22 protein-coding genes, 6 tRNA genes, 1 pseudogene and 1 riboswitch are annotated in these 26,664 nt (G+C 38.2%); of the genes and pseudogenes, 4 read left to right on the forward strand and 25 right to left on the reverse strand.

What is annotated here, in order from left to right:
• Window positions 1-29: 29 nt before the first annotated feature.
• From rpoB to FFM51_RS03380, 5 genes are all read right to left on the reverse strand, one after another.
• Window positions 30-3,632, reverse strand: coding sequence for a DNA-directed RNA polymerase subunit beta (gene rpoB / locus FFM51_RS03360; protein ID WP_137597232.1), 3,603 nt, complete (start codon window positions 3,630-3,632; stop codon window positions 30-32).
• Between the two features lie 246 nt (window positions 3,633-3,878).
• Window positions 3,879-4,472, reverse strand: a complete 594-nt coding sequence (locus FFM51_RS03365) for a TetR/AcrR family transcriptional regulator (RefSeq protein ID WP_137597233.1) — start codon at window positions 4,470-4,472, stop codon at window positions 3,879-3,881.
• Window positions 4,473-4,994: 522 nt separating this feature from the next.
• Window positions 4,995-7,472, reverse strand: coding sequence for an ATP-dependent Clp protease ATP-binding subunit (locus FFM51_RS03370; RefSeq protein ID WP_137597234.1), 2,478 nt, complete (start codon window positions 7,470-7,472; stop codon window positions 4,995-4,997).
• Window positions 7,473-7,487: 15 nt separating this feature from the next.
• A complete protein-coding gene (locus tag FFM51_RS03375; protein WP_137597235.1) occupies window positions 7,488-7,955 on the reverse strand; it encodes a CtsR family transcriptional regulator in 468 nt (155 codons plus the stop codon).
• A 246-nt stretch (window positions 7,956-8,201) separates the two neighbouring features.
• A complete protein-coding gene (locus FFM51_RS03380; protein WP_137597236.1) occupies window positions 8,202-10,976 on the reverse strand; it encodes a YhgE/Pip domain-containing protein in 2,775 nt (924 codons plus the stop codon).
• 351 nt (window positions 10,977-11,327) lie between these two features.
• Between FFM51_RS03380 and FFM51_RS03385 the strand changes: the two genes are divergently transcribed.
• Window positions 11,328-11,597, forward strand: a complete 270-nt coding sequence (locus tag FFM51_RS03385; protein ID WP_137597237.1) for an ACT domain-containing protein — start codon at window positions 11,328-11,330, stop codon at window positions 11,595-11,597.
• Window positions 11,598-11,608: 11 nt separating this feature from the next.
• Window positions 11,609-12,952 (forward strand): annotated as a pseudogene (locus tag FFM51_RS03390) (DUF711 family protein).
• Window positions 12,953-12,998: 46 nt separating this feature from the next.
• Here FFM51_RS03390 and FFM51_RS03395 read toward each other — a convergent pair.
• The 14 genes from FFM51_RS03395 to FFM51_RS03460 all read right to left on the reverse strand — a co-directional run bounded on the left by FFM51_RS03395 (window position 12,999) and on the right by FFM51_RS03460 (window position 21,212).
• Window positions 12,999-14,069, reverse strand: a complete 1,071-nt coding sequence (locus FFM51_RS03395) for a hypothetical protein (protein ID WP_137597238.1) — start codon at window positions 14,067-14,069, stop codon at window positions 12,999-13,001.
• 135 nt (window positions 14,070-14,204) lie between these two features.
• On the reverse strand, window positions 14,205-14,507 hold the full coding sequence (locus FFM51_RS03400) for a DUF962 domain-containing protein (RefSeq protein ID WP_137597239.1): 303 nt from the start codon (window positions 14,505-14,507) through the stop codon (window positions 14,205-14,207).
• Window positions 14,508-14,659: 152 nt separating this feature from the next.
• Window positions 14,660-14,733, reverse strand: a tRNA-Pro gene (locus tag FFM51_RS03405).
• A 5-nt stretch (window positions 14,734-14,738) separates the two neighbouring features.
• Window positions 14,739-14,812: transfer RNA gene (locus tag FFM51_RS03410), tRNA-Arg, on the reverse strand.
• 18 nt (window positions 14,813-14,830) lie between these two features.
• Window positions 14,831-14,902 (reverse strand) — tRNA-Gly (locus FFM51_RS03415).
• Window positions 14,903-15,080: 178 nt separating this feature from the next.
• A complete protein-coding gene (locus tag FFM51_RS03420; protein ID WP_137597240.1) occupies window positions 15,081-15,761 on the reverse strand; it encodes an amino acid ABC transporter permease in 681 nt (226 codons plus the stop codon).
• A gap of 13 nt (window positions 15,762-15,774) precedes the next feature.
• Window positions 15,775-16,608: a transporter substrate-binding domain-containing protein gene (locus tag FFM51_RS03425; protein WP_137597241.1), complete on the reverse strand. Its 834-nt coding sequence runs from the start codon at window positions 16,606-16,608 to the stop codon at window positions 15,775-15,777.
• A gap of 348 nt (window positions 16,609-16,956) precedes the next feature.
• Window positions 16,957-17,029: transfer RNA gene (locus FFM51_RS03430), tRNA-Thr, on the reverse strand.
• 6 nt (window positions 17,030-17,035) lie between these two features.
• Window positions 17,036-17,117: transfer RNA gene (locus FFM51_RS03435), tRNA-Leu, on the reverse strand.
• Between the two features lie 35 nt (window positions 17,118-17,152).
• Window positions 17,153-17,225 (reverse strand) — tRNA-Val (locus tag FFM51_RS03440).
• 113 nt (window positions 17,226-17,338) lie between these two features.
• A complete protein-coding gene (locus FFM51_RS03445) occupies window positions 17,339-17,980 on the reverse strand; it encodes a deoxynucleoside kinase (RefSeq protein ID WP_137597242.1) in 642 nt (213 codons plus the stop codon).
• 168 nt (window positions 17,981-18,148) lie between these two features.
• Window positions 18,149-19,621, reverse strand: a complete 1,473-nt coding sequence (locus FFM51_RS03450; protein ID WP_137597243.1) for an amino acid permease — start codon at window positions 19,619-19,621, stop codon at window positions 18,149-18,151.
• A gap of 132 nt (window positions 19,622-19,753) precedes the next feature.
• Window positions 19,754-19,930, reverse strand: a riboswitch (Lysine riboswitch).
• 45 nt (window positions 19,931-19,975) lie between these two features.
• A complete protein-coding gene (locus FFM51_RS03455; RefSeq protein ID WP_137597244.1) occupies window positions 19,976-20,500 on the reverse strand; it encodes an Rrf2 family transcriptional regulator in 525 nt (174 codons plus the stop codon).
• Between the two features lie 187 nt (window positions 20,501-20,687).
• Window positions 20,688-21,212 carry a GNAT family N-acetyltransferase gene (locus FFM51_RS03460; RefSeq protein ID WP_137597245.1) on the reverse strand — a complete coding sequence of 175 codons (525 nt, stop codon included), beginning with the start codon at window positions 21,210-21,212 and terminating at the stop codon, window positions 20,688-20,690.
• A gap of 43 nt (window positions 21,213-21,255) precedes the next feature.
• Between FFM51_RS03460 and FFM51_RS03465 the strand changes: the two genes are divergently transcribed.
• Entirely contained in the window at window positions 21,256-22,086 is an 831-nt protein-coding gene (locus FFM51_RS03465; protein WP_137597246.1) for a lp_1002 family arylesterase, read from the forward strand.
• A 69-nt stretch (window positions 22,087-22,155) separates the two neighbouring features.
• Here the strand turns inward: FFM51_RS03465 and FFM51_RS03470 are convergent, their stop codons facing one another.
• From FFM51_RS03470 to FFM51_RS03490, 5 genes are all read right to left on the reverse strand, one after another.
• Entirely contained in the window at window positions 22,156-22,344 is a 189-nt protein-coding gene (locus FFM51_RS03470) for a PspC domain-containing protein (protein ID WP_137597247.1), read from the reverse strand.
• An 82-nt stretch (window positions 22,345-22,426) separates the two neighbouring features.
• Window positions 22,427-23,095: a phosphatase PAP2 family protein gene (locus FFM51_RS03475; RefSeq protein WP_137597248.1), complete on the reverse strand. Its 669-nt coding sequence runs from the start codon at window positions 23,093-23,095 to the stop codon at window positions 22,427-22,429.
• An 82-nt stretch (window positions 23,096-23,177) separates the two neighbouring features.
• Window positions 23,178-23,630: a threonine/serine exporter family protein gene (locus tag FFM51_RS03480; protein ID WP_137597249.1), complete on the reverse strand. Its 453-nt coding sequence runs from the start codon at window positions 23,628-23,630 to the stop codon at window positions 23,178-23,180.
• A gap of 12 nt (window positions 23,631-23,642) precedes the next feature.
• Window positions 23,643-24,398, reverse strand: a complete 756-nt coding sequence (locus FFM51_RS03485) for a threonine/serine exporter family protein (RefSeq protein WP_137597250.1) — start codon at window positions 24,396-24,398, stop codon at window positions 23,643-23,645.
• 147 nt (window positions 24,399-24,545) lie between these two features.
• Complete coding sequence (locus tag FFM51_RS03490; protein WP_044011329.1) at window positions 24,546-24,746, reverse strand: cold-shock protein; 201 nt, start codon at window positions 24,744-24,746, stop codon at window positions 24,546-24,548.
• 392 nt (window positions 24,747-25,138) lie between these two features.
• Between FFM51_RS03490 and FFM51_RS03495 the strand changes: the two genes are divergently transcribed.
• Window positions 25,139-26,032: a cation diffusion facilitator family transporter gene (locus tag FFM51_RS03495; RefSeq protein WP_137597251.1), complete on the forward strand. Its 894-nt coding sequence runs from the start codon at window positions 25,139-25,141 to the stop codon at window positions 26,030-26,032.
• A gap of 55 nt (window positions 26,033-26,087) precedes the next feature.
• Here the strand turns inward: FFM51_RS03495 and FFM51_RS03500 are convergent, their stop codons facing one another.
• Window positions 26,088-26,546, reverse strand: a complete 459-nt coding sequence (locus tag FFM51_RS03500; protein WP_137597252.1) for a universal stress protein — start codon at window positions 26,544-26,546, stop codon at window positions 26,088-26,090.
• Window positions 26,547-26,664 lie beyond the last annotated feature (118 nt).

A 26,664-nucleotide genomic window follows, 5' to 3' on the forward strand; every position in this document is an offset into this window, starting at 1 on the left:
CCTTAACTTAATAACTGCAATTTAGCGAATTAATCTTGTTTTGTTTCTTCTTGAGGTGCTTGCTCTTTAGCTGGAGCATCTTGAGCTTGGTTTTGTTCTGCTTGTTGTTGTGCATATTTACTTAAAGCATCAACGTTGACAACATCATCACCATCATCATCCATATCACGGAGTTCAATTTCTTGTTGTTTGCCATCAAGCACTTTCATATCCAACCCTAATGCTTGTAATTCTTTTACCAGCACGCGGAATGATTCAGGTACACCAGGCTTAGGAATTGGTTCACCCTTCACGATTGCTTCATATGTTTTCACACGGCCAACCACATCATCCGACTTGTAAGTCAAGATTTCTTGTAGTGTATATGCAGCACCATAAGCTTCCAGTGCCCAAACTTCCATTTCACCAAACCGTTGGCCACCAAATTGTGCTTTTCCACCAAGTGGTTGTTGTGTAACTAATGAGTAAGGTCCAATTGAACGCGCATGGATCTTGTCATCAACCATGTGGGCGAGTTTCATATAGTGCATCACACCAACAGCAATTCGATTGTCAAACGCATCACCAGTCCGACCATCATATAAAACAGTCTTTCCGTCAGAAGGAAGCCCAGCTTCCTTAACTGCGTCCCAAACATCATCATCAGTTGCCCCGTCAAAAACAGGGGTTGCAACATGAATACCGAGCTTTTTAGCAGCCATTCCTAAATGCAATTCGATAACTTGTCCGATGTTCATACGTGAAGGCACGCCCATGGGACTAAGCATAATATCAATTGGTGTTCCATCTGGCATGTATGGCATATCTTCTTGTGGAATTACCACAGAAACAGTACCTTTATTACCATGACGCCCGGCCATCTTGTCACCAACTTGAAGCTTACGTTTTTGTGCAATATATACTCGAACCATCATGTTAACACCAGGTGACAATTCATCCCCGTTTTCACGAGTAAAGACTTTAACGTCTTGAATAATTCCGCCACCACCATGAGGTACTCGTAATGAAGTATCACGAACTTCACGTGACTTTTCACCAAAGATAGCATGTAGCAAACGTTCTTCAGCTGATAATTCCGTTACACCCTTAGGAGTAACCTTACCGACCAAAATGTCCCCATCTTGAACTTCAGCACCAACACGAACAATTCCATCGTCATCAAGATCTTTTAATGCATCTTCACCAACATTAGGAATTTCACGGGTCATTTCTTCTGGTCCCAGTTTTGTATCACGAGCTTCTGATTCATATGATTCAATATGAATAGAAGTATAGACATCATCGCGAACCAACCGTTCATTAATCGCAATCGCATCTTCAAAGTTATAACCTTGCCATGTCATGAAAGCAACTAATGGGTTTTGACCTAAAGCCAATTCCCCATTTTCCATTGATGGACCATCAGCCAAAATTTCATTAGCATCAACTTTGTCACCTAAAGCAACAATTGGGCGTTGGTTATAGTTTTTACCACCATTTGAACGACGGAACTTCATTAGTTTGTAAGTATCTAAGGCACCATCTTCGCGACGAACACGAATTTCACGTGCATCCACATATTCAACAGTTCCATCATACTTAGCAATCAAAGCAACTCCTGAATCATGGGCTGCTTTATATTCGATCCCAGTACCAACTAGTGGTGAATGAGGATCAAGTAATGGAACAGCTTGCCGTTGCATGTTAGCACCCATCAAGGCACGGTTAGAATCATCGTTTTCCAAGAAAGGAATACATGCAGTAGCAACAGAGACTACTTGTTTAGGAGAAACATCCATGTAATCAATGTTTTCAATGCTTGTTTCAATGTTGTCTGATTGTGAACGAGCCATAACAACATCATCGACAAACGAACCATCATCTTCTAGTGGTGAGTTAGCTTGTGCAATAACATAGTTATCTTCTTCGTCAGCAGTCAAATAATCAATCTTATCAGTAACTTTATGTGTCTCCCATGAAACACGACGATATGGTGTTTCAATGAAACCATACTTGTTAACTCGCGCGTAGCTTGACAAACTGTTAATCAAACCAATGTTAGGGCCTTCAGGCGTTTCAATTGGGCACATACGACCATAATGAGTATAGTGCACATCTCGAACTTCATATCCGGCACGATCACGAGTTAACCCACCAGGTCCAAGCGCAGATAGACGGCGCTTATGTGTTAATTCACCTAATGGGTTTGTTTGATCCATGAATTGTGATAGTTGTGATGAACCAAAGAATTCCTTGATTGATGCGACAACTGGTCGAATATTAATCAATTGTTGTGGTGTCACAGTTGCACTATCTTGAATTGACATCCGTTCACGAACCACACGTTCCATTCGTGATAAACCAATTCTAAATTGATTTTGGAGTAATTCACCAACAGAGCGGATACGACGGTTACCCAAGTGATCAATATCATCCGTGTTACCAATACCTTCTTGTAAGTTAAAGAAATAACTCATCGAAGCCAAGATATCAGCAGGTTGAATATGCTTGAGTTTCAAATCAATGTGACCATTACCAATCATTGGCACTTCACGTTCTGGATCAACCTTTGAATAAACCATGATCTTTTGTAATTCAACTGGTTCAGTCACAACAGCCTCTTCAGAAGGATTATATGTGATTGTCTTGAAGTCAGCTCGATCTAAGTATGGTGCCAGATCATGCATTACTTCTTTAGTGACAATGTCACCTTTTTGAGCAATTACTTCACCAGTCTCTGGATCAGCCAATGTTTCAGCAAGTGTTTGATTCAACAAACGGGTCTTCAAATTAAGCTTCTTGTTTGTCTTGTAACGACCAACCGGAGCCATGTCATAGCGCTTTGGATCAAAGAAACGAGCTGTTAACAAACTACGAGACGAATCAGCAGTCTTAGGTTCACCTGGGCGAAGTCGTTCGTAAATATCCTTCAACGACTCTTCAACACGTGAATCCTCATTATTCTTATGGATGTCTTTATCTAACGTCAGTGACAATGATTCATTGTTACCAAACATATCAATAATTTCATCATCAGAACCAAAACCTAGTGCACGCACTAATTCAGTCAACGGAACTTTACGGGTTCGGTCAATTCGAACATACGAAATATCCTTGGCATCAGTCTCATATTCAAGCCAAGCACCACGGTTAGGAATGAAAGTAGCCCCAAAACTAGGACGACCATTTTTATCTAGTTCTTCATTAAAGTAAATTCCTGGCGAGCGAACCAATTGTGAAACGATTACCCGTTCTGCACCATTAATAATAAATGTACCTTGATCGGTCATTAATGGAAAATCACCAAAGAATACATCTTGCGACTTAATTTCACCAGTTTCATGGTTTGTTAAACGAAGAGTAACATGCAAAGGAGCAGAATAATTGGCATCGTGTTCGCGAGCCTCATCCACTGTATACTTCGGTTCTAATAATTGATAATCAACAAATTCTAAGGACAAATTACCTTGGAAATCATCAATCGGCATAATATCATCAAACATTTCCCGGAGACCTTCATCCAAGAACCATTGGTAAGAATCGCTTTGGATTTCGATCAAGTTTGGCAAATCAAGAACTTCCTTGATTCGTGAGTAACTACGACGGGTACGGTGTTTACCGTATTTTACTAAATGTCCGGCCAAGCTGTTCACCTCTCAAATTTATTCAGTGCATTTATCCCAAAAGCAATATTACAATTTGGTTACAAATTGCTTTTTTACCTACTTTTGAGCAAAAAAAATCCAAAAACAGCACTTGCTGTCTTTGGTTTCTATGAAGAACCGCATGGACAATAGATCATCCGATTCAAATAAACACACAGTTACATACGAAGAGTAGTATATGTTTTTTGGCGTAATAAGTCAAGTCACAACGATCACAACGATATTTAGTTTTAGCTATGCTTCTTTAGCGATCCCAAACATAATTAAACGCAACAGTAATTTAATTTGCTCCTCATCTGAAAGTGAGTCGCCACCAATACGATGAAAACTAGTAAAAACAGGGCTCAAGCTTGAAATAAAGAATTCTGCCGCTTCATCAGGCAAAATTTCTGGCCGCAGTTTAACCTCAGGTAATTTGAAATACTCAGCAATTGGTGCTAAATAGTCCATTCTAAAAATCATGCCTAATTTACGCTGACTCCCAGGAGTCAATTCTTTAAAACTACCGTGAATGAGTGTAAAAATACTATTAGGATGCAGATGGGTTAGCACTTGAGTAATCTGGGTTAATCGATCAATCGGATCTAAATCACTTTTGCGTAACACTTTATTAATTCCATTACGAACTTCACTACCAACTTGCGAGATAACTTCTAAAAAAATTACTTCTTTATCACTGAAGTGATGATACAACGCTGGTTGTGTAATTCCAATCTGGCTGGCAATATCTCGAGTCGAGGTTCCTTGATAGCCAGTTTGCAAAAAAAGTTTTCGTGCCGTATTTAAAATTGATGTTCTTGTTTTTTCCAATTGCTCAGCCCGTTTCATTTTATCTACCCCTTAGTTATAATCAGCATGAATCTATTTTCTTTCTTCTAACGCTTAAATGCAAGTTCAATTATCACCTGAAATATGATTTTTGACAACTAAAACTTTTAAAAGCCTGTTATATCAGTATTTTTCAATAGAAAATTTATTAGTAATTCACTTTGTAATGAAAATAATTACACAAGTTTCACTAACTTTACCTTCATAAGTTTAATTAAGCTTACCAAACAAAAAGAGGTATGGAATTTTCATTCCGTACCTCTTCGTTTTTTGATTGAACGTGCTTCAAAAGACAGATCTCTGCGCTTAACCCAACTTTAGTAACGATCCCAAAATCAGGAATCATTACTAAAGTTACGTTAATGCTCGAAATCTAATCGTCTTTTTACACACTCCTTTTTTGAACGTGCTTCAAAAGACAGATCTCTGCGCTTAACCCAACTTTAGTAACGATCCCAAAATCAGGAATCATTACTAAAGTTACGTTAATGCTCGAAATCTAATCGTCTTTTTACACACTCCTTAATTTGTAATTAAATGTGAGTTTTGTTGATCATCAGCAACACTGACTCTAATTTTACCTTGTCGTGCACCGATTGTAACAGTATCACCAATCTTAATTTCATCAGCTAACATTGCTTCACTAAGACGATCCTCAATCTGTGTCTGTAATGCACGCCGAATTGGACGAGCACCATATTCTGGATCAAATCCTGCCTCAGCAACTACATCAATAGCTGCATTCGTAATTTTAACATTAATTGCTTGTTCAGCTACTCGCTTAACAACCTGTTTAGCCATTAGTTTAACAATTTGATGTAACTCTGGCTTTGTTAATGAGTGGAAGACCACTGTTTCGTCGATTCGATTTAAGAACTCAGGACGGAAATGCAACTTCAGCTGTTCTCTAATAGCTGCAGACATTGCCTTGTAATCTTGTTGGACATCTTTAGCGCCAAACCCAACTTCTTTTTCATCACGAAGAGTTGTTGCACCCAGGTTAGAAGTCATAATTAAGATTGTATTTCTAAAGTCAACGCGCCGACCTTTAGCATCAGTTAAATAGCCATCGTCCAAAACCTGAAGCAACAGGTTGAACACATCTGGATGTGCCTTTTCAGCTTCATCCAATAGCACAACAGAGTAAGGATGTTGACGAACTTTTTCGGTTAATTGTCCACCTTCATCATAGCCTACATACCCTGGTGCAGCACCAATCAAACGACTAGTACTGTATTTTTCCATATATTCAGACATGTCAACCCTAATCATATTGTCTTCAGAACCAAACATTGCTTCGGCTAACGCTTTAGCTAATTCAGTTTTTCCAACCCCTGTTGGTCCTAAGAACATGAATGAACCGATTGGGCGATTTGGATCTTTCAAACCACTTCGAGCGCGACGAATAGCTCGTGAAACTGCCGAAACAGCTTCTGATTGACCAATTACTCGTTCATGGAGCACTTTTTCCAAGTTAACCAGTCGATCGCTTTCACTCTTTTGTAACTGGGTCAAAGGAATTCCTGTCCATTCTGCAACAACTTGGGCGACATCTTCTTCAGTAACTTGCAAATCATAGTGCGGTTGTTGGTCATCAGGTTGACTAGTTTGTTGTTCAATCTTAGCCTTCAACTTCAATTCTTGTTGGCGTAATTTAGCAGCCAAATCAAAATCTTGCGACTCAATCGCAGCTTCTTTCTTGGCTCTCAAATCGACTAATTTATCAGCCTGTTTAGACTGCTTAGATGGTTTATCTTGCGCATCAATTCGAACCTTTGCACCAGCTTCATCCATCAAATCAATGGCCTTATCGGGCAAGAAACGATCACTAATATACCGAGAAGATAATTTAACTGCCTGTTCAATTGCTTCATCGGTAATTTCAGCATGATGATGTTCTTCATAACGACTCCGTAAGCCTTTCAAAATTGCGATCGACTCATTTTCAGTCGGTTCATCTACTTGAACAGTTGCGAAGCGTCGTTCTAAAGCAGCATCCGATTCAATATATTTTTGATATTCGTCTAGTGTCGTGGCACCGATTGTTTGCAGCTCACCACGTGCCAAAGCAGGTTTCAAAATATTGGATGCATCAATGGCCCCTTCGGCACCACCGGCACCAATTAATGTATGCAATTCGTCAATAAATAAAATCACATGTCCATCATGATAAATTTCATCAATAACTTTTTTTAAGCGATCTTCGAACTCACCACGATATTTAGTACCAGCTACCAAAGAACCCATATCTAACATCATAATACGTTTACTAGCTAAATCTTCTGGAACAGCACCTGAAACGATTCTTTGTGCCAATCCCTCAGCGATAGCGGTTTTACCAACACCTGGTTCACCAATTAAAACTGGATTATTTTTTGTTCGGCGACTTAAAATCTGTACCACCCGACGAACTTCTTGTTCGCGACCAACAACAGGATCCATTTGATCTTCACGAGCACTTTGGGTCAAGTCACGAGCCAGTGAGTCTAACGTTGGTGTGCCTTCTGGCTGTTGCGCTGCTTTAGCACGGTTAGCCTGATGCCTTTTGGGTGTATCAGTAACACCTAAACGCCGCAAAATAATTTTACGAGTTTGATTTAAATCAACATTCAAATTCATTAAAATTCGGGAAGATAAAATACTCTCATCAGCCAATAAAGCTAATAACAAATGTTCTGTCCCAATTTTAACAGCCCCTAAACGCTTTGCTTCATCCCCAGCAACAGACAAAACTTCCTTTGCTTTTGGTGAATATGGTAAATAAGTATCCTTATCCACATTGCTAAGCGTACCGTAGCCGGTAAATCGTTCAATTTCTTCTCTAATATCGTCTTCAGTAACTGAGAATTGCTGCAGCACCTTGTTTGCGATGCCATTTTGTTCAATGCTTAGTGCTAACAATAAATGTTCAGTTCCCACTGCTTGGTGTTTGAAATACTTAGCTTGTTCTTGCGCTAAGACCAACACATTTTTTGCACTTGGTGTAAATAGGTTATTCATCGCAATGCCCTCTTTCTAGCTCTCATAACGCAGCCGGTTCAGTAATGAAACTAATACGTGTGCCCTTAACACATCAGCCACCTGTCGATCCGTCAATGCTAAGGTTTGCTTTGAGACCATGACAGCCATTAAATCGGCTTCGCGTCGGCTAACGACATCTTCATCATACAATGTTTGAATAATCGAAACGGCGTCACGTTCACTGATCTCATCACCAATCACCGAAATGAGTGTATTTAACACATCAACATCATCTAGTAAATTAACCCGTTCAATTCGGATGTAACCACCACCGCCACGTTTGCTTTCTACCAAATAACCATTTTGAATGGTAAATCTAGTTTTAATCACATAATTAATTTGCGATGGGACAACATCAAACAAATTGGCAATCTCTGAACGCCTAATTTCAACGTGCTCAGAGTCGGATAAAATACTCTTGAGATATTGCTCAATGATATCTGAAATATTTTGACCCTCCATCACTGATTCCCCATTCTTTGACTAATGTTGACTAACATTATACAAAGTCTAGCATTAATTGCAAATAATTTAAATTAAAGAGTGTTTTCAACCACCATTAGAAATTGTAAGCTAACAATAAAAAATAACTGTTTCCTTCGTTTTATGAAGGTTACAGTTATTTTTTACATCTAAACTTCTGTGGTTGAAAACACACTTCCGACTTACTAGTAATAGTTAATTTATTTAAAATAAATTAGAAAAAGCCTAGTCTTCACTCTCCGTTACATTTCGATGCTGAATTAAAATATCAATTAAATAAGCAATCCCACCGAGCATGGCAGTAAAAATAATTAACAGAGCAGCTGCGCCCCACACACTATAACTAGCGCCATTAATTAAGGTTTCAAATCCGTGAATGGCATACGTCATTGGTAACACGTTTGCTGCCGCTTGATAGAAGCTTGACAACATTGCGTTTGGAAAGACTTGTCCGGTGACAATTACTTGAACTAAGGCCAGCAAAACAGCAAACAGCACACCAACCCGGCCAAACATGTGATATAAAATCATGCAAATCATTGTAAAAATAAATGCAACGATAATAGTAAAGATCATTAACCCAAACCAGTTAGTAACAGTGATTCCTAGCATTGCAACAACTATATCAGCAATCACAGCTTGTGCTAGTGCGGACAGTCCAATTGCGACTAACGGTTCTTCCATTAATGTGTGCAATTTGCGATGCGGCATAAATAATCCTAATTGAGTGACTACCGCCGCCAAAAATAGTACTAATGCTAACACTAATGGTGCAAAAACATTCTTTAAACTTGCCTGATCACTGTCAACTTCTTTATTACTGATTGGAGTAGCAATATGGTTAATATTATCTGAACCATCATTAACGGTACCGATCTGATCAGCACCATCTTTCAACTTGTCATTTAAGGTAGCAACACCATCTGCAGCTGTTTCTAACCCCGTTTGAACTTGATTAGAACCACTAGCAAGCTGACTAGCACCTGATTGTGCTTGTTGCGCCCCAGTAACAAGTTGACTGGTACCATCATTTAGCTGCGCACTAGCTGCAGTTAATTTATTGTTGCCATCGTTGATCTGGCTAGCACCATTAACTAGCTGATCAACACCGCTAACAAGCGCCGGTGCAGCTGATGCTAAGGTTGTATTGCCACTAGCCACTGCTAGGGCACCTGAGACTAAACTAGCTGTATTGGCATCTAACTGATTACCACCAGTAACTACCTGCTGTTCACCAGTAAATAATTGTTCGATAGCACTAATCAAAGTGGGAGCACTGTCAGATAATTGTTTGTTACCAGCTGCTAACTGAGTTGATCCAGTAACTAAGCTGTCTAATCCACCATCTGATTTTTGTTGTAATTGTTGCAGCCCAGCCGTAATTGAATCAGTACTGTGTTGTAATTCATTAATTTTTTCGTCTGACAATAAATTGTTATCCGTATAATCGAATAAATCAGCTGCATCCGTTTCTAATTGTTGAATAGAGCTCATTAACTTACTTGCATCAGCAGTATTAAGTGATGATGCCGCATTTAGTTCCGTACTAAATTCATTCAACGCACTAGTAGATTGTGTTTTAACAATACTAAATGCATTTGCGGAACTTTGAGCATCACTACCAATTTTAGTGGTTGCCGTTGTACTTTGTTGTGCTAAGGTCTGTAGATTAGCTTTGTTTGCGTCGCTATCTGGCAATGCATTAATTGCATCGGATAGCGCTTTTTGTTTACTATTGGCGTCTGCTTGATCAGTCTTAACCTTATCTGTAGTTGGCGCCAATTTAGCCATCAAATTTAGCTCAGTTTGTAAACTATTAATTTTAGTTTTTGATTCACTCAATGTGTTTAGCATCGGCAACACTTGATTAAGCATATCCATCCCCGACTGTAGACTAGCCATCTGCGTCTGAACATTATCCGACTTTTGGCGGGCTGTTTTCATTTCAGCAACGTTCGTGTTAATTAAAGTGCTCCCTGCGATTCCATTTTGGAGTTGGCTAATTCCATCATCAAATTGAGACTTAAATGTCTGCGTACCATTCAACAGACTTGTTGAGCCAGCAGTCAGCTGTGTCGTTGCAGTACCCAATGTTTTGGACTGCCCGTTTAACTGTGATAGTCCAGCTAGCACCTTTTTATTAGCTGAATTCATCGTTGACACACCACCGGTATATTGCTGGACACCAGAGGCCAGTGTGTTCGATCCAGTTGCCAATTGCGCAGTGCCGCTTACTAATGGTTCTGCCTTGGTTTGTAGTTCTTGTAGCCCGGCTAACATTTGCTTATTAGCGGCTGCAAGTGTGTCTACCCCCGCTGTATAGGTGTTAACACCAGATGACAAAGTTTTGGCTCCCGTCGAAAAAGTGACCATTTTAGTAGCCAATAAATCCAAATTACGAGCAACTTCTTGGTTACCGTCTTTTAGCTGGACCATACCGTCATTTAATTGAGTCGTTCCTGTAGCGGCCTGTTTAGTCCCATTGCCTAACTTTTTCAGACCACTTAACAGACTTGCACTATAAACCTTTTGAACCTTTGTTTTAACTTGTGCTTGGACTGTTTGTGCGACAGTATTAGTCACTATCGTTGATAAAAAGTTATTTCGTTTTGATTCATGTAACTTGATTAAACTTACTTGTGGGTGCTTAGCCAACACAGTGGTTGCATTTTTAGAAAAATCCTTTGGCAATTCAATTTCTAGATATGCATCTCCACTGGCTAATTGCTTTTGAGCTGTTTTTGCGCTAACAAACTTCCACTTAACTTGGTGATCTTTCTTTAATGTGTTGACCACCTGTTGTCCCATATTAATGACCTGACCGTTGTCTTCGGCCGATTGATCATTATTGACTACTGCAACTGGAATATTTTTAGTTGCTGCCTGTTGTTCATATTGAATAAAATTAAAAATTGCAATTAATAAAACTGCGGGTATTAAACATGCCAAAATAACATAGGCAATTCGGCGTCCCCGCGGACTCCAGAAATTACTAAGCATCCCGTCTCCTCTTTCCTCGTTTGATAACCAGAATCTTCTAATTAGTTTATGACATTAATTAATGTCATAAACCATTTAACACATTATGCTTGTAAAAAAGTAAAATCAACTCTTGACTTTATTGAATTTAGTGACCCATTAAAACTAGTTTCGTGTGTCAATAATTCTTTAAATTAGGTATATCAGTCTATAAAAAAATCAGTTTTAAGACCAATATTAACCAAATTTTTTTAAAATAAAGTCTCAAATAATCAAGATTATTAAATTTAAATTCAATAACTCGCTCTAATGAGGTACACTAATCTCATCATTCTAATTGATTTATAATAATAAATTGAAGGAGATACTATTATGAAAGTAATTATCACTGTAATCGGCAATGACAAGGTTGGGATTGTTGCCGCAGTTAGCCAAAAATTAGCTCACCTGAACATTAATATTATTGATATGTCACAAACTTTAATGCAAGGCAGTTTTACCATGATGTTGGTTGGTGATATTAGTGATCAAACAACCTCATTTTCAGCCATTCAAGAAGAATTAACAAAACTTGGTACTCAAATTGACGTTACTATTCGAATTCAACGTCAAGAGCTCTTTGATGCCATTCAAAAACTGTAAAGGAAACCGTTATGGAAACTAAACAAATTCGAGAAACACTCCAAATGATTGATGAGGAACATCTTGATATTCGTACAATTACAATGGGAATTTCATTATTTGATTGTATTGACAGCAATGTCGAAAAAGCTTGCCAGCGAATCTATCAAAAAATAACCACTAAGGCACATGACTTGGTCAAAGTAGCGGAAGACATTCAGATGGAATACGGTGTGCCAATTGTCAACAAACGAATTTCCGTAACTCCGATCGCGATGATTGCAGCCGCTGTGGCTACTGATAACTATGTCGCATATGCCAAGGTGCTCGATAAAGCAGCGACCGATTTGGGTATCGATATCATCGGTGGCTTTTCTGCTTTAGTCCAAAAAGGTTATCAAAGTGGCGATCGAAAGTTAATTGCTTCGATCCCAGAGGCACTTAGTGAGACGAACAAAGTTTGTAGTTCAGTCAATATTGGATCTACTCGTGCAGGTATCAACATGAATGCAGTCGCTCAAATGGGAACAATCGTTAAAGATATCGCTGCTATTGACCCACTAAAGTGTATGAATTTAGTTATTTTTGCTAATGCCGTTGAAGATAATCCTTTTATGGCTGGTGCCTTTCATGGCATTGGTGAGGCTGATTGCGTCATCAACATGGGAATTAGCGGCCCTGGTGTCGTTAAACGAGCTCTGGAACAAGTAAAAGGGCAACCGTTTGATATTGTTTCTGAAACTATCAAGAAGACTGCTTTTAAAGTTACGCGAGTCGGCCAATTCGTTGGCAATATTGCCGCTAAGCGGCTAAATATTCCCTTTGGGATCGTTGATCTATCCCTTGCACCTACTCCTGCAGCAGGTGATTCGGTTGCTGAGATACTAGAAGAAATTGGATTAGAAAGCGTTGGTGCTCCTGGAACAACAGCTGCGCTTGCCTTACTTAATGATGCGGTTAAAAAAGGTGGCATCATGGCCTGTGAACACGTTGGAGGTTTGTCAGGCGCCTTCATTCCAGTATCTGAAGACCAAGGGATGATTAAAGCGGTCCAGGCAGGTAATTTAAGTTTAGAGAAACTCGAAGCAATGACTGCTGTCTGCTCAGTTGGTTTAGATATGGTGGCTGTTCCTGGTGATACCACTGCGGCCACTATTAGCGGGCTATTAGCTGATGAAGCTGCTATCGGTATGATCAATAACAAAACAACTGCAATTCGGGTCATTCCAGCAACCGGCTAATCCGTTGGGGAGGATATTAATTTTGGTGGATTATTTGGCCATGCTCCTATTATGCAAGTTAATCCAAGTCAGCCAACTGACTTTATAGCTCGTGGTGTGCGTATCCCTGCACCAGTACATTCATTTAAAAACTAAGAAATAACAAAAAGCTATAAAGCGTTGACCGCTGTTATAGCTTTTTTTAAAATTTAATTTCATAGCAAAATTTCAGTTTTTTATAATAATCAAGTTCAATGAAATCTGTCGGCCGTACGTCTCCAGCTGGTTTGTCAAAGAACTCCAGATTAGCTTGTTTTAACATCTTATAAACAAACTGGGAACAAAACATGATATTAGGTCGATATGAGTGTTTCATCACGAGCCCTAACAAATTATAAGCGCTCCCAGTTTCATTGATTTGTTGCACTTTATCAAGAATCAGTTGTTTTTGCTCTTTTGTAGCAGGAAGTTTATACACAAGCACCGACGCATCGTCTTTTTTGTGAAATGCCTCAACCATTTCAGAATTTAAGCCTGGTGGATAAACTTTTTCACCACCATTGTAACTAATAATCGTTTTTAAATCCTCATCAAAGCTTAACGATGCATGGTTATATTGTTTTTGTGTAAACAATGAAATAATTTCACTGGCACTACTCCCTGTGTTGGAAATAACAATATAAATATACGGATCAGTTAATGATTGCTGCGCCAAATCAAAATAATCCTTAGTTAACGATCCATTATTAATATACCTAGTTGAACTATGCCGGTGTAAATCCTCAAAAGTTTCCTTTAAGTTTTCAGAAGACAGTGTGTGTTTGATTTTACCAATCCCCTGTAGCGACTGAGTAATAGCCTCTCGATTAGTATTCAATTGTTCAAAACTAATTGTGGCAACCTCTTTAATCGAAGGTAGATAAAAATCTGTTTTTTTGTTAACAACCACGCTACGCTCAACCGCAAGCGGTAGCAAAATAATTGCTGAAGCAAATACACGGCTTAAAAAACCAGTAACCATATTAATATGACTAACATCAACTACATTAGCTACAAAAACGTCTTGTAGCACAGCCAAAAATACGTATGCCACAATCATAGTAACCTTAGTTTTTTTGGGAAACTGACTTTGGGTCGTCCGCAAAATCATAAAAAGAGCGAAAGTCAGATAAATTACCACAAAAATTGGGACATTGCCAAAAAAAGCTACCCCAATTAATAAAATCCACATGGTTGTATTCATTAATTTACGATCTGATATTAGATCCTTCATGCACCCATTACTCCTAAAATATAAATTACTCCATTGAAATAATAACTAACATTTAATCCAATTAAGCTCCCAATATAAGCATTCACATTCTACACTAATGTGTTTGGGTCCACAAATTGAAAAACATAATTTAAATTATGTTTTTCCTTTTTTAGCAACTTGGTTGGGACATTCTTTTTTAAACTGAGACCATTCTTTATTACGCACGCTCAGCAGTTTTTGTTCAGTCACATCATAGACTGGTACGGTTGGTCGAATAAAACTGTAAAAGCCCCAAAAAATCACGATTAGAGGAATTACTACAAGCCACCACCAGTTCTGCAAAATAATTGCTAAAACTAAAACTACAATAATTAGAAAACTCGTGAAATAAAATAAAAACAAAGTTAATTTATCTGCATGCTGTGAATAAACATGATTACGATCTAATTTGCTCATTTCAATTCCTCCATTGCTTTCTTAGAAGTTTACCTTACCTAATTAAACCTGTCTAGCTCTAACTCGTCACTAGTATTTATGACAATCCCCAAAATATAAAAAGTCGTCATATCGGTTTTTCAACCTCAATGACGGCTCATGATTACTATTTATCGGGAATACACGATTCGAACGTGCGACCTCAGCGTCCCGAACGCTGCGCTCTACCAAGCTGAGCTAATTCCCGAATGATGCACCCAGTAGGAGTCGAACCTACAACCTTCTGATTCGTAGTCAGACACTCTATCCAGTTGCGCTATGGGTGCAAAATAAACAAAAGAAAAAGCGGAAGACGGGATTCGAACCCGCGACCCCCACCATGGCAAGGTGATGTTCTACCACTGAACTACTTCCGCATTTTACTATTCAGGTAACTTCTGCCGGAACATATCCGACCTAATAATGATAATGTATTGCAAAGTAACTGTCAACAAAAAAATTAAACCACTTTTACCTTAAACCGTTGATAAAAAAAGGCACTGACCAAAATTTAAAATTGGTCAGTGCTCTTAGGTTGTTTCTCAATAGTAACTATTATCGTGCATATTTGCGACTCATATGTTTTTCCATCAGTTGCATTATTTGCGATAAGACTTGTGTTAATACCAGATAGATTGCACCAGCTACTAACAACGGTGGTACAAAGTCGTACAGCGTCCCTCCAACTCCCAACGCTTGAGCAGTAACTTCTTGGACACCGATATAAAACAAAACTGAAGATTCTTTAATAAGAGTAATAAACTCATTGCCCAAAGCTGGTAAAATATTGCGCACTGCTTGGGGTAGCACAATTGAAAACATTGTTTGTTGTCGGCTAAGTCCAAGCGAAAGTCCAGCCTCATTTTGACCTGCTGATATTGAAATAATCCCCGATCGAAATATCTCGGCCGTATAAGCACCCGAATTAATTCCTAAAGCAAGTGCCCCCGGAATAATTCGATCCAACCCAGATCCCATCATCTGAACTTGTGGAATCGGTAAAACCTTAGATAACGTATAGTAAATCAGCATAACTTGAATCATCGAGGGTGTCCCTCGCACAATTCCAATATAAAGCTGTGCGATCCAACGTAATACTTTTAAGTGCGACAACCGCATCAATACGATTAGCAAGCCCACTAGGATCCCTAACCCAACTCCAATGATTGAAATAATAATCGTTAAAGCTGTTCCATCAAGAAAAAGCGGATAGTATTTACCTAGAAAATCAAACATTTTAATACCTCTTTTATTTAGCAGTACCATACTTAGCTTGAATATTTTCAGCTTTTTGCAGTAATTTATCCATATCGCCATTCTTTTGTAACTTAGTAACCGTCTTATTAACTTGCTTCATCAATTTTTTATCATTCTTACGGCCAGCCACATTAATATGACTCTGTGTTGATGGTGTGTTGAGCTTGAGCTTAGCTTTCACATATTTATCTGGATTTGTCTTCAAATAGTTATCAGCAATTTCACTTTCAACAACTACCCCGTCTAGCTTGCCTTGTTGTAATTCAGTTACAAGACTCGTTACCATTCCTTCAGTAACAACGTTACCTTTGGTTTGTTTCTTAGCAATTTGTTCCTGGGTTGATGCCTGTTGGGCACCAATTTGAGCATTCTTAGTATCCGCAACGGTATTGTACTTATTTGCATCAGCTTTCTTAACTAGTAAATAATTATTCACTGTGTAATAACTCTTAGAAAAGGTAACTTGTTTTTTTCGTGCCGGTGTTGACGTCATTCCAGATAAAATCAAATCAACTTTGTCACCTTTTAAATCAGAAATTAATGACGAAAACTCAGTATTCTCAATTTTAAGCTTAACTCCCATGTCATCAGCAATCTGTTTTGCAATCAAAATATCATAACCAGTAATCTGTTTTTTGCCATTTTTGACAATTGGAAATTCAAACGGTGCATAGTCCGCACTAGTACCAACCACTAGAGTTTTCTTATCCTTGATTTTTTTAACACTGTTATCAGAGTTAGAACTGCCACAGCCCGCAAGACCAACTGACAAAACCAGTACCAATCCTAATGATACCAACCAACTTTTCTTCATCCACTTCTTCATACAATCATCCTCCAATATTTTTCACTGAAAACTTTATATTTATGAATATTTATTCTATTATAAAATCTCGATCATTCAATCAGACGTCATAATATCAGTAAATACAAGCAAAATAAAATTTAGCAAAATGTATAATATTTCTTTTGTGTTGAAAGAATCATAGAAGAATACTTGAATAAAGTCAAGCGAATTTATGAATTTTTATGTATAATAATTCTTAGAATTACATTTTTAGCGCTTTTAATGCATAAATACTTTTTATCTAGGATATTCAGATTGTAGTTACAACAAAAAAAGCCAAGCACAATGTCAGAAAATAATTCTAACATTATACTTAGCCTTTGCTAATGCCGACTAAAGGATTCGAACCTTCGACCCCCTGTTTACAAGACAGATGCTCTGCCAACTGAGCTAAGTCGGCGTAATATGCGGATGAAGGGACTCGAACCCCCACGTCATAAGACACTAGAACCTAAATCTAGCGCGTCTGCCAGTTCCGCCACATCCGCAAATTAAAAATAAATCTATTCACTTATTAGTGAAATGGAGGATACAGGGCTCGAACCTGTGACCCTCTGCTTGTAAGGCAGACGCTCTCCCAACTGAGCTAATCCTCCAAAACCGTCGTGGTACTAATTAAATCGCTGTAAAACAACTATTTAACTTTATCATCACGGTTTTTAAAAGTCAATATTATTTTTTTAAGATTAAACCTACTCTGTCTTGATATTTACTTTAATGATAAAGCCATTAATTCATGATCTACAATACGCATCACTTCATCAGCCGCTTTAGGATCCTCAACAAAATTATATTCATCCCCATTAATTGAAATCTTAGGACTTTGATCATACGCTTCAAACCAACTAATATAACGTTCGTTGAGCGTCTTATAATAGTCAAATAAACTAGGATCATTTTCAATTTGTTCAAACGAACGACCGCGTTTTTTAATTCTTTCGAGCATGGTTTCAAAGGACACCTGAATATGAATCAATAGATCTGGTGCCTTCTTGTGTGGCTCGTCTGGCAATTCTTCCATCATATTATTTAACAAAGAATCATAAATTGTCACTTCTGTATCTGTAGCACGACCTAAATCAGCATTTAAATGAAACAATAGCGAATCTTCAAAAATTGATCGATCCAACACATCAGTATCATTGGCAAAAGCACTCTTAATTTCATCAAGACGTTTATTTAAAAAGTAAATCTGGAGTAGAAAAGCATATTTTTTAGGATCCTTGTAAAATAACGGCAAAATTTCATTGTCATCGACGGACTCGTAAAAAGGCTTGCTACCAAGGTGATCCGCCAACATTTGAGTTAAACTAGTTTTGCCTGCACCAATGGTTCCTGATAAAACAATCATAAAAATTCTCCTCCAGTAATTTCTGACAATATTCAGTACGCATTTCATTGTATCATCTTCACTTAAAATCTAAAATTACTTCTTGATTACAATTTGATGTGAGTAAAGTCAAAGCCTTAATTAGCAACAAAAAAGGTTCGAAATTAATTCGAACCTAGCTATTACTATTTATTTTTCCCAAGATTCACCTTTGGTTTTTGGTGTTAAATCAACTTTATCCAGTGGAATCATATGGGTTTTGTGTCTAATCTTATAATACAAGTATAAAACAACAAACAGTGGAATACTCATATAGGTAATTCCAATTGCTTGCCAATCCATCTTGGCAAAAGCACCCAAGTCTTGTCCCACAATAACAACGATACATAAAATTAGTGCAAAAATTGGTCCAAACGGGAACAATGCTGCATGGTACTTAAGCTCAGAAACCGCGTGTCCCTGTCTGACAAAAGCTCTTCTAAACCGATAATGTGAAATTGCAATTCCCAACCAAGCAATAAATCCAGTCAATCCACTGGCAGCAATCAAAAACTGATAAATTTGAGGACCGAAAATACCAGTCAAAAAGGTAAATGCTCCCACAATCGTTGTTCCGATTAAAGCATACATCGGAATGCCCCGCATATTCACCAAACCAAACAATTTAGGCGCATACCCCTCACGAGAAAGCGAATATAACATTCTAGTTGAAGCATACATTCCTGAGTTGGCAGCTGAGATGACTGATGTCAAAATAACCGCGTTCATCACGCTAGCGGCAGCTGCTAACCCAGCACGGCGAAATACCAATGTAAACGGACTGATCGCAATGTCGCTAGCGGATGATCCCAATAAATCCTTGCTGGTATATGGCAAGACACAGGCAATTACAAAAATAGCTAAAATATAAAATAATAAGATTCGCCAAAATGTTGAGTGGATCGCCTTAGGAATACTCTTTTCTGGTGTTTCAGATTCACCAGCTGTAATTCCAATTAGTTCAGTCCCCTGAAACGAGAACCCTGCAACAACGAAAACACTTAAAATGGGCGGAATGCCACCAACAAATGGTGCAGCCTTGGTCGTCAAATTATGAAATCCGATCGCAGAACCGCCTAAAATTCCAACAATGGTCAATATTCCCACTGCTAAGAAGATCACTACTGTAACCACTTTGATAATCGCCATCCAGTATTCAGCTTCACCAAATGAGCTAACCGATAATGCATTAATTGAAAACACTAAAATCATCGCTACAGCACTAAAAATCCAACCGGGCACATTCGGCAACCAGAAATTCATAACAATTCCAGCAGTTGTCACATCAACCGCAATTGTAATTGCCCAGTTAAACCAGTAATTCCACCCCATTGCAAATCCTAAAGCTGGATCAACAAACTTAGTCGAATAAGCAGCAAATGATCCAGTTAATGGCATATAAGTCGCCATTTCACCCAAACTGGTCATCAAAAAATACACCATAATTCCAATGGCCACATAAGCCACCAGTGCACCCCCTGGTCCGGCAGTTGAAATTGCTGAACCACTAGCAACAAATAACCCCGTTCCAATTGAGCCACCTAAAGCAATCATTGATAAATGACGCGTCTTCAATGATCGCTTTACTTGGCGATTTTCGTTCGTCGTACCTTGTTCTTCCATTCCAATCTCTCCTCTTTGTGTTGTCCAAGCAACACATAATTGTTTCTTCCAAAGAGTCAGAAATGCCAAAATTAAAAGGGCCCCTTTGTTTAGGAACACTAAACAAAAAGACCCACTCATTCATCTGGTCAGATCGTCGACAGCGCCCCGCAATTTTAATTGCGACAGTTCCTGATTTATTCAACCAGATCCCAACAGATAATTGAAATAAGCAATTATCCATTTCGGCACGCCACCCTTTCATTACTGCTACGATGCTTAATCATCTAACAGTAATTACTGATGAGTCGTGCAACCTCTTCTTCCGATATGCAAACCATTATACACCACAGCTGTAAAACCACAAGGACATTGTTAGCTGATCTCAGATAAATTAGCTCTAATTTGTGAAACAAAATTTTTAGGTGCCATCAAACTATCGTTCCAGTTAAGCATTGGAATTTTAGTTACTTGTAACAGGTTAAGTAAAATTTCTAATAAATTATGCTGTTTTAACACGTCAATCCAGGCTTGATCCGCCTTATCAAAAATATTATTGACGGTTTTTGAAGCAATGCTAGCAAATGGTTGTGCCTCGGAAAAGACACGATCAATAAACCCAAAATTAGGATATGAATGAACTTCGCCCTCCACTGCTTCCACAATGGAATAGACAGTAATTTTGGCCGCTGGTTTCGCTAAAGTAAATCCACCATTGTTGCCACTTACAGACTTAATTAGATCAGCAACAACCAGTTTACGCATAATCTTTTGTAGATAACTTTGCGATCCACCCAGTCGTTCATGAATTAACTCAGACGACAGAGGAATATCGTGTTCTTGAGTTGCTAATAACGTTAAAATGCAAGCTGCTTGTTCCATTGCTTTTGTCAATTGCATGTTTGTCACCTCGCAAATATCATTTGATACGTTAATCTTAACATATCAATCGATTAATCAATAGTAAATATCCGATATTATATTGTAATATGAGAATTAAATTAAAAAAATTTCAGTTGGCTGTAACTATCAATAAAGCAACGCTAGCCATTCATTGGTACCGTTAATTAATGAATGTACGGTTACATTATTCAGTAGGTAACTGAAAATACAGTTCTCCATCTTCAAACTGTTCTGCTGCTAGATCAAGTGGGCGGATTGTTTGTTGTAATCCCAATTTAATCAATACCCGCGCAGATCGTAAATTATCAGGCATTACACCTGCACAAATATACTCATAATTAGTTGAATCAATAATTTCATTTATCAACCTATTTCCAGCTTCAGGCATATAGCCATTACTCCAATAATCTTTTGATAATAAATAACCAAGTTCGCGATACTTAGTTGACACTGAAAAATCTAGTCGATAACATTGATAAAACCCAATCACACCAATCAATTCGTTAGTCTGAATTAACCGAATTAAATAAATAAATTGATCTCCAACTAATAGCGATAAAGCCAATAACCGCTGCTCCTTATCATTAGGCAACTGCAATCCACTTGCTTGCATTAATTGATCATCGTTTAGTAGCTGATTTAACTCAGGTAAATCTTGATCTGTCAGTTGTGACAAATCCAAACGGTTCGTTTTATACTTTTTTTGCATTATAATAGCTCCATACTCTATATTAAATTCGTGAGGTGCAACCGTGCAAATTATTCAAAAATCATTATCAACTAGCAACTATGACACACAAGCAACTCTTACATGCTATTTGAAGGCCCCAGATGAACATGCTAATCAAACAGCTCTACCAGCACTGGTTTTTGTCCCTGGTGGCTCATATACGCACATTCCAACCCAACAAGCTGAATCTATTGCACTTGCCTTTGCTGCACAAGGATTTCAATGCTTTGTTCTGCGCTATAGTTTTACCGGTGAAAAAAAGCCACTATTACCAGCTCCAATCATTGAGCTTGGCCTCAGTATTAAATTAATTCGAGCCAATGCTAATGATTGGAACATCAGGCCTGAAAGTATAAATGTGATGGGCTTTTCGGTTGGTGGCCACATTGTCAGTCTATATAATGACTATTGGCACACAGATTGGCTCGTAAACGCAGTTCATGCGCAAGCTGATTTGTTGAAACCAAATGCCATTATTTTAGGATATCCGGTTATTGATTTTAATTTAGGTTTCCCGCCCGCAAACACTAATCTTGAACAGTGGACTCTCGAACCAGATAAATACGCTGCTCAAAAACATGTTAATCAACTTAATGCCCCTACGTTTTGCTGGGTCACAAATGATGATACACTGGTTCCCGTTGCAAATTCACTGGCGTACTGTAATGCACTTGCACAACATCAAATTCCACAAGAGCTCCATATTTTTCATCATGGCCCCCACGGACTTGCATTGGCAGATCAACGCACGGCCTGGAAACAAGACGCCAATCAGCCCCATGTGGCCCACTGGTTCCAACTTGCCATTGAATGGCTTCAAGATATTTCTGCGAATCCAGTAAAACCCGAATAGTAATTTTAGCCAAATAAACACCCAACCATATATTAACATTATGGTTGGGTGTTTATTTAGATTGTTTTTTTATAAATTGTCACCATCAGGCATTACAACTGCAGCTACGATATATAACAATATACCAGGGATAAATGCTGTGAATAGTGTTACAGCAGCATATCCAACCCTAACTAAGGTTTTATCCCAGCCCAGATACTCAGCAAATCCACCCAAGACACCTGCAAAAACTTTTTCACTAGATCGTTGTAATTTCATCGCGCACCTCCATGAGAAATATCATTTACTCGTTTTACTACCTAAAATCTATCACAATTTGCCGTAATCACCAACTACTTTGCTAAATTTCAGAATTAGCGACAAACTTCCACCGTTTCAAAATTGGCGTAAACCAAACGTACAGCCATTCAGCAACTTGGACCCAAGCATATGCCAATAACATTGCACCAATAACATCACTAGGATAATGCGCAAATAAATAAACGCGTGAAATTGCTAGTAAAATTAAAAATATAACCAATAGAATCTGGCAAATTAACCGCCATAAACTACTTTTAACATTCGGTAATACAACTAAAAATATGATTGCAGCAATTATGAACATTCCAAACACATGCCCACTAGGGAAACTGAAACCATCGTCGCCAGCCAGATGTTGGGCCGGCCGTGCTCGTTTAACAATGTTTTTAACCAAAAAGGCAACGATGTCACCACTACCGAGAGTGGCAATGGCCCAAATCGCCGGAATTTTGTATTTGAATCCCCACAATAGAAAAGCAATAATCACCACATATACGATCGCCATTTTAGGGCTACCGAGTGCTGAGATAACAGTCATCATCAAAGTTCTAAAAGCCGTTTGCGAATCAGTAGCGAAAAAGCCTTGTAACATTGAATCTAGCAACTGAAATGCCACTGAGTTGGCCATGATCATTCCTGCAATTAATAAAAAAATGATGCCACTAATTAAAAAGCGTCTTAGTCGACTTGAATCTTGTTCCATATACATTATGAGTTCCCCCAAATTATTTATCAGTCAAAGTATACCATATGTTAGTGATTATAATAATTGCTGCAATAACTTTCTTAATCTAATGCCGTGTAACAATCTTTGTTAACCCATAGCGCCAAATTTGATGATACAATTCGCCTAAAATGAATCCCATCGCAATCGAACCTGCAATCACAACCACTTGAACAAAGAAACTCCAAGCTGTTTGTGACTGACCAATTGCAAAATTACGAATCATCTGATACGCTTGTCCCCCAGGTACAAACGACACCAAACTTGGAATATTAAAAATGACCATAGGCATCTTTTTATACTGCGCTGCATACATACTCAATACACTAATTACAAAAGCGGCTGCTAGATTGCCAAATGCAATGCCGACTCCTAGTTGTGAAATTACCCAATAAAAGCCCCATGAAAAAGCACCAATCAAGCCGGCAACATTAAAGGCTTTCGTAGGAATATTTAAAATAATGCCAAAACAAATGGTAGCCACATATGCCATCACTAATTCAAACAAAAACATTGCCATTAACGTTACCTCCTATAAGAAATGCAGCACACAAACAATACCGCTTCCAATTGCGATGGACGACAAGAGTGCTTCAAAAGCTCGAGCGGGCCCACTAATTAAATTACCACCCACTAAATCGCGGACAGCATTCGTGATTGGAACACCTGGAACTAATGGCATCACACTGCCAATAATAATATTATCTAAGTAGCGACCTAGCCCTAATTTAACTGCAATAACTGCTAATAATCCAATCACGAGTGAAGCAACAAACTCACTTAAAAACTGAACTTTAAATTGGCGATTGAAAAAGTAAAACACACAATAGCCTAACCCACCAATCACAAACCCTGCTGGTGCATCAATATATTCACCAGTAAAAACAATTAATAATACGGCACTTAAAAGCGCCGCCGCTATCAATCTAGTCCAAAAAGAAAACGTCGGTGTATCATTGTCAATTCTTTTCAGGCGCTGGATCAGCATACCGAGTGTTAATTTTTGTTCTGCAAATTCACGCGAAAGTTCATTGACTCGTGCAACTTTCCCCAAATCAATAGTCCGTCGCTCAATGCTGGCAACCTGTCCGTTCGGGGTATCATCAATTGAAATAACAATGCCGGTGACCGTTACAAACATTTGGGCTGAATCCACCCCTGCATTATGTGCAATTCGCTGCATCGTATCCACCACCCGGGTCATTTCTGATCCATTCTCAATCAAAATTCGCCCAGCCAACAAACATGCATTGATCACATTGACCTGTGCCTTGGAACTTGTCACCATTAAAATCACCTCAGCCTAAAATACTAAATCTGCCTAATTATGCACTATGAATGCATCATAAGGCAACCTCTTTTAAAATACAAAAAAAGCCCTTAAAACTAGTAACCTAGTTTTAAGGGCTTAAACGTTATTCGTTAATTAAGTTTTTTATTGCTTGTTAACGTTAACGGCTTGTGGTCCACGGTCGCTTTCTTCAACGTCGAAAGAAACTGATTGGCCTTCTTCAAGAGTCTTGAAGCCGTCGCCTTGGATAGCTGAGAAATGTACGAATACATCGTTGCCATCTTCACGTGTAATAAAACCAAAACCTTTGTCTGCGTTAAACCATTTAACTGTACCTTGTTCCATGTTGAAAATCCTCCTGTGCAATTTGCACGTACTATATTTTTGTAATTCATGTTCCGGTGCAAATGGGGATATTCCAAACAATGAAACGATCGAACCAAAATTACCTTACCTAAACTACAGAACTGAGTATACCATATAGATTTTAAAAAAGATAGTAATTATAAGCGGTTATTGATGAAATCAGTAAAAATGTTTTTACTTAAAATTGTCCATTGTCATCTAATACTATTTTGTTTATCTAGATAGGTTGAACCCGACCTAGCATTACTATATGATTGTAACCAGGGTCAAGACTAACTACCCTTACTTATCAGGTTTGAATAAATCGCTAGAACAATCGAAATAATTGATGGAAAAATTTACGTTCTCCAACAAAAAAGTAAGGTGTTTATATGCATTCACAAATAATTAATAGTCGACGTTTTTTCTTAGTCACATTACTAAACATTTTGATTACTGTGGTAGAAATTGTCGGGGGCATCCTGTCCGGCAGTCTAGCACTACTATCAGACGCAATCCACAATTTAAGCGACTCATTTTCAATTTTATTGGGTTTTTGTGCTCAATTAATCGGATCTCGACCCGAAAATGCGAAACGAACGTTTGGCTACCGTAGAGCCGAGATCCTAGCAGCTCTATTAAATGCATTATTTCTCATTATTATATCTGTCTTCCTAATTATAGAGGCGGCTCAGCGTTTCAATGAACCACAGCCAATTGATGGTCCAATAATGTTGAGTGTTGCTATCGTAGGATTACTGGCAAACTTAGTTTCCGCTGGCTTATTACATCGTGGTAGCAATAGCAGTCTCAATATTAAGGCTACTTATCTTCATATCTTAAGTGATGCACTGTCCTCAATCGGTGTGATTATTGGTGGAATTGTTATTACGTTAACTAAAATTACATGGATCGATCCATTAATTACTGTAGTTGTAGCAATTTATATTTGCGTCAAGACATGGCCCATTGTTCACAAAACCCTTAGCATTCTGATGCAGTCATCCCCAGATTTAGATTATCCTGCAATTAAACATGATATTTTAAATATTGATGGTGTCGTCTCAGTACACCATGTGCATGCCTGGATGATTGATGAACAGCGAATTATTTTTTCTGCCCACATAAACTTGCATGACATTAAATTAAGTGAAGTTGAACCAATATATCTAGAAATAGAAAATTTGTTACATCAAAAGTATAATATTGGTCACGTCACGATCCAAGCTGAAGTTGAGCGTGGCATTGATGAAGAATTATTTAATACACCCGCAGATAAAAACTAAATGTGCATATAAAAAGAAGCTATCTAAGCTTCTTTTTATATGCACATTTAGCAATTTAACTACGAATGATAGTAACTGAGATTCCTGCATTTTTAGCCATGTATGCAGCTTGAGATCCGAAAAGCTTTTTACTATCAACTTTACCAATTGACCCTACCACTAACAGATCTGCATGAAACTCAGGCAACACATGATTTACAATTCGTTCAGCTGGCTTTTGACCTTCATCCACAATTGCTGTAATTTTATCTTTTGCAACACCATAATCAATTGCTGCCTGAACATATTCTCCTAGCCGACGTTCCAATTGATCACGAGTGCCATGAATAAAATCCTTTGATAAAGCTTGATAGATATTAATATCGGCTGTTTCCAGCACCGAAACGATGCCCAATTGCGATCCGTCACGCTTAGCTTTATCAACTGCATAACTAAAAGCAGCGCGCGCATCTGCTGCATCATCAACACCAACCAAAATTTTGTTAAATTGTTGTGGTTTAATTTCTATTGCCAATCAGATCATTCCCTTCAGTGATATTCATTACAACTCAATTGTACCGACCTAAACATAGTCTGTCACTTAAAACGAATGAATAAGATTGGAATAGGTATTTAATTACTTCATTAGAAAT

This window comes from Paucilactobacillus kaifaensis (assembly GCF_005405145.1).
GTDB lineage: Bacteria > Bacillota > Bacilli > Lactobacillales > Lactobacillaceae > Paucilactobacillus > Paucilactobacillus kaifaensis.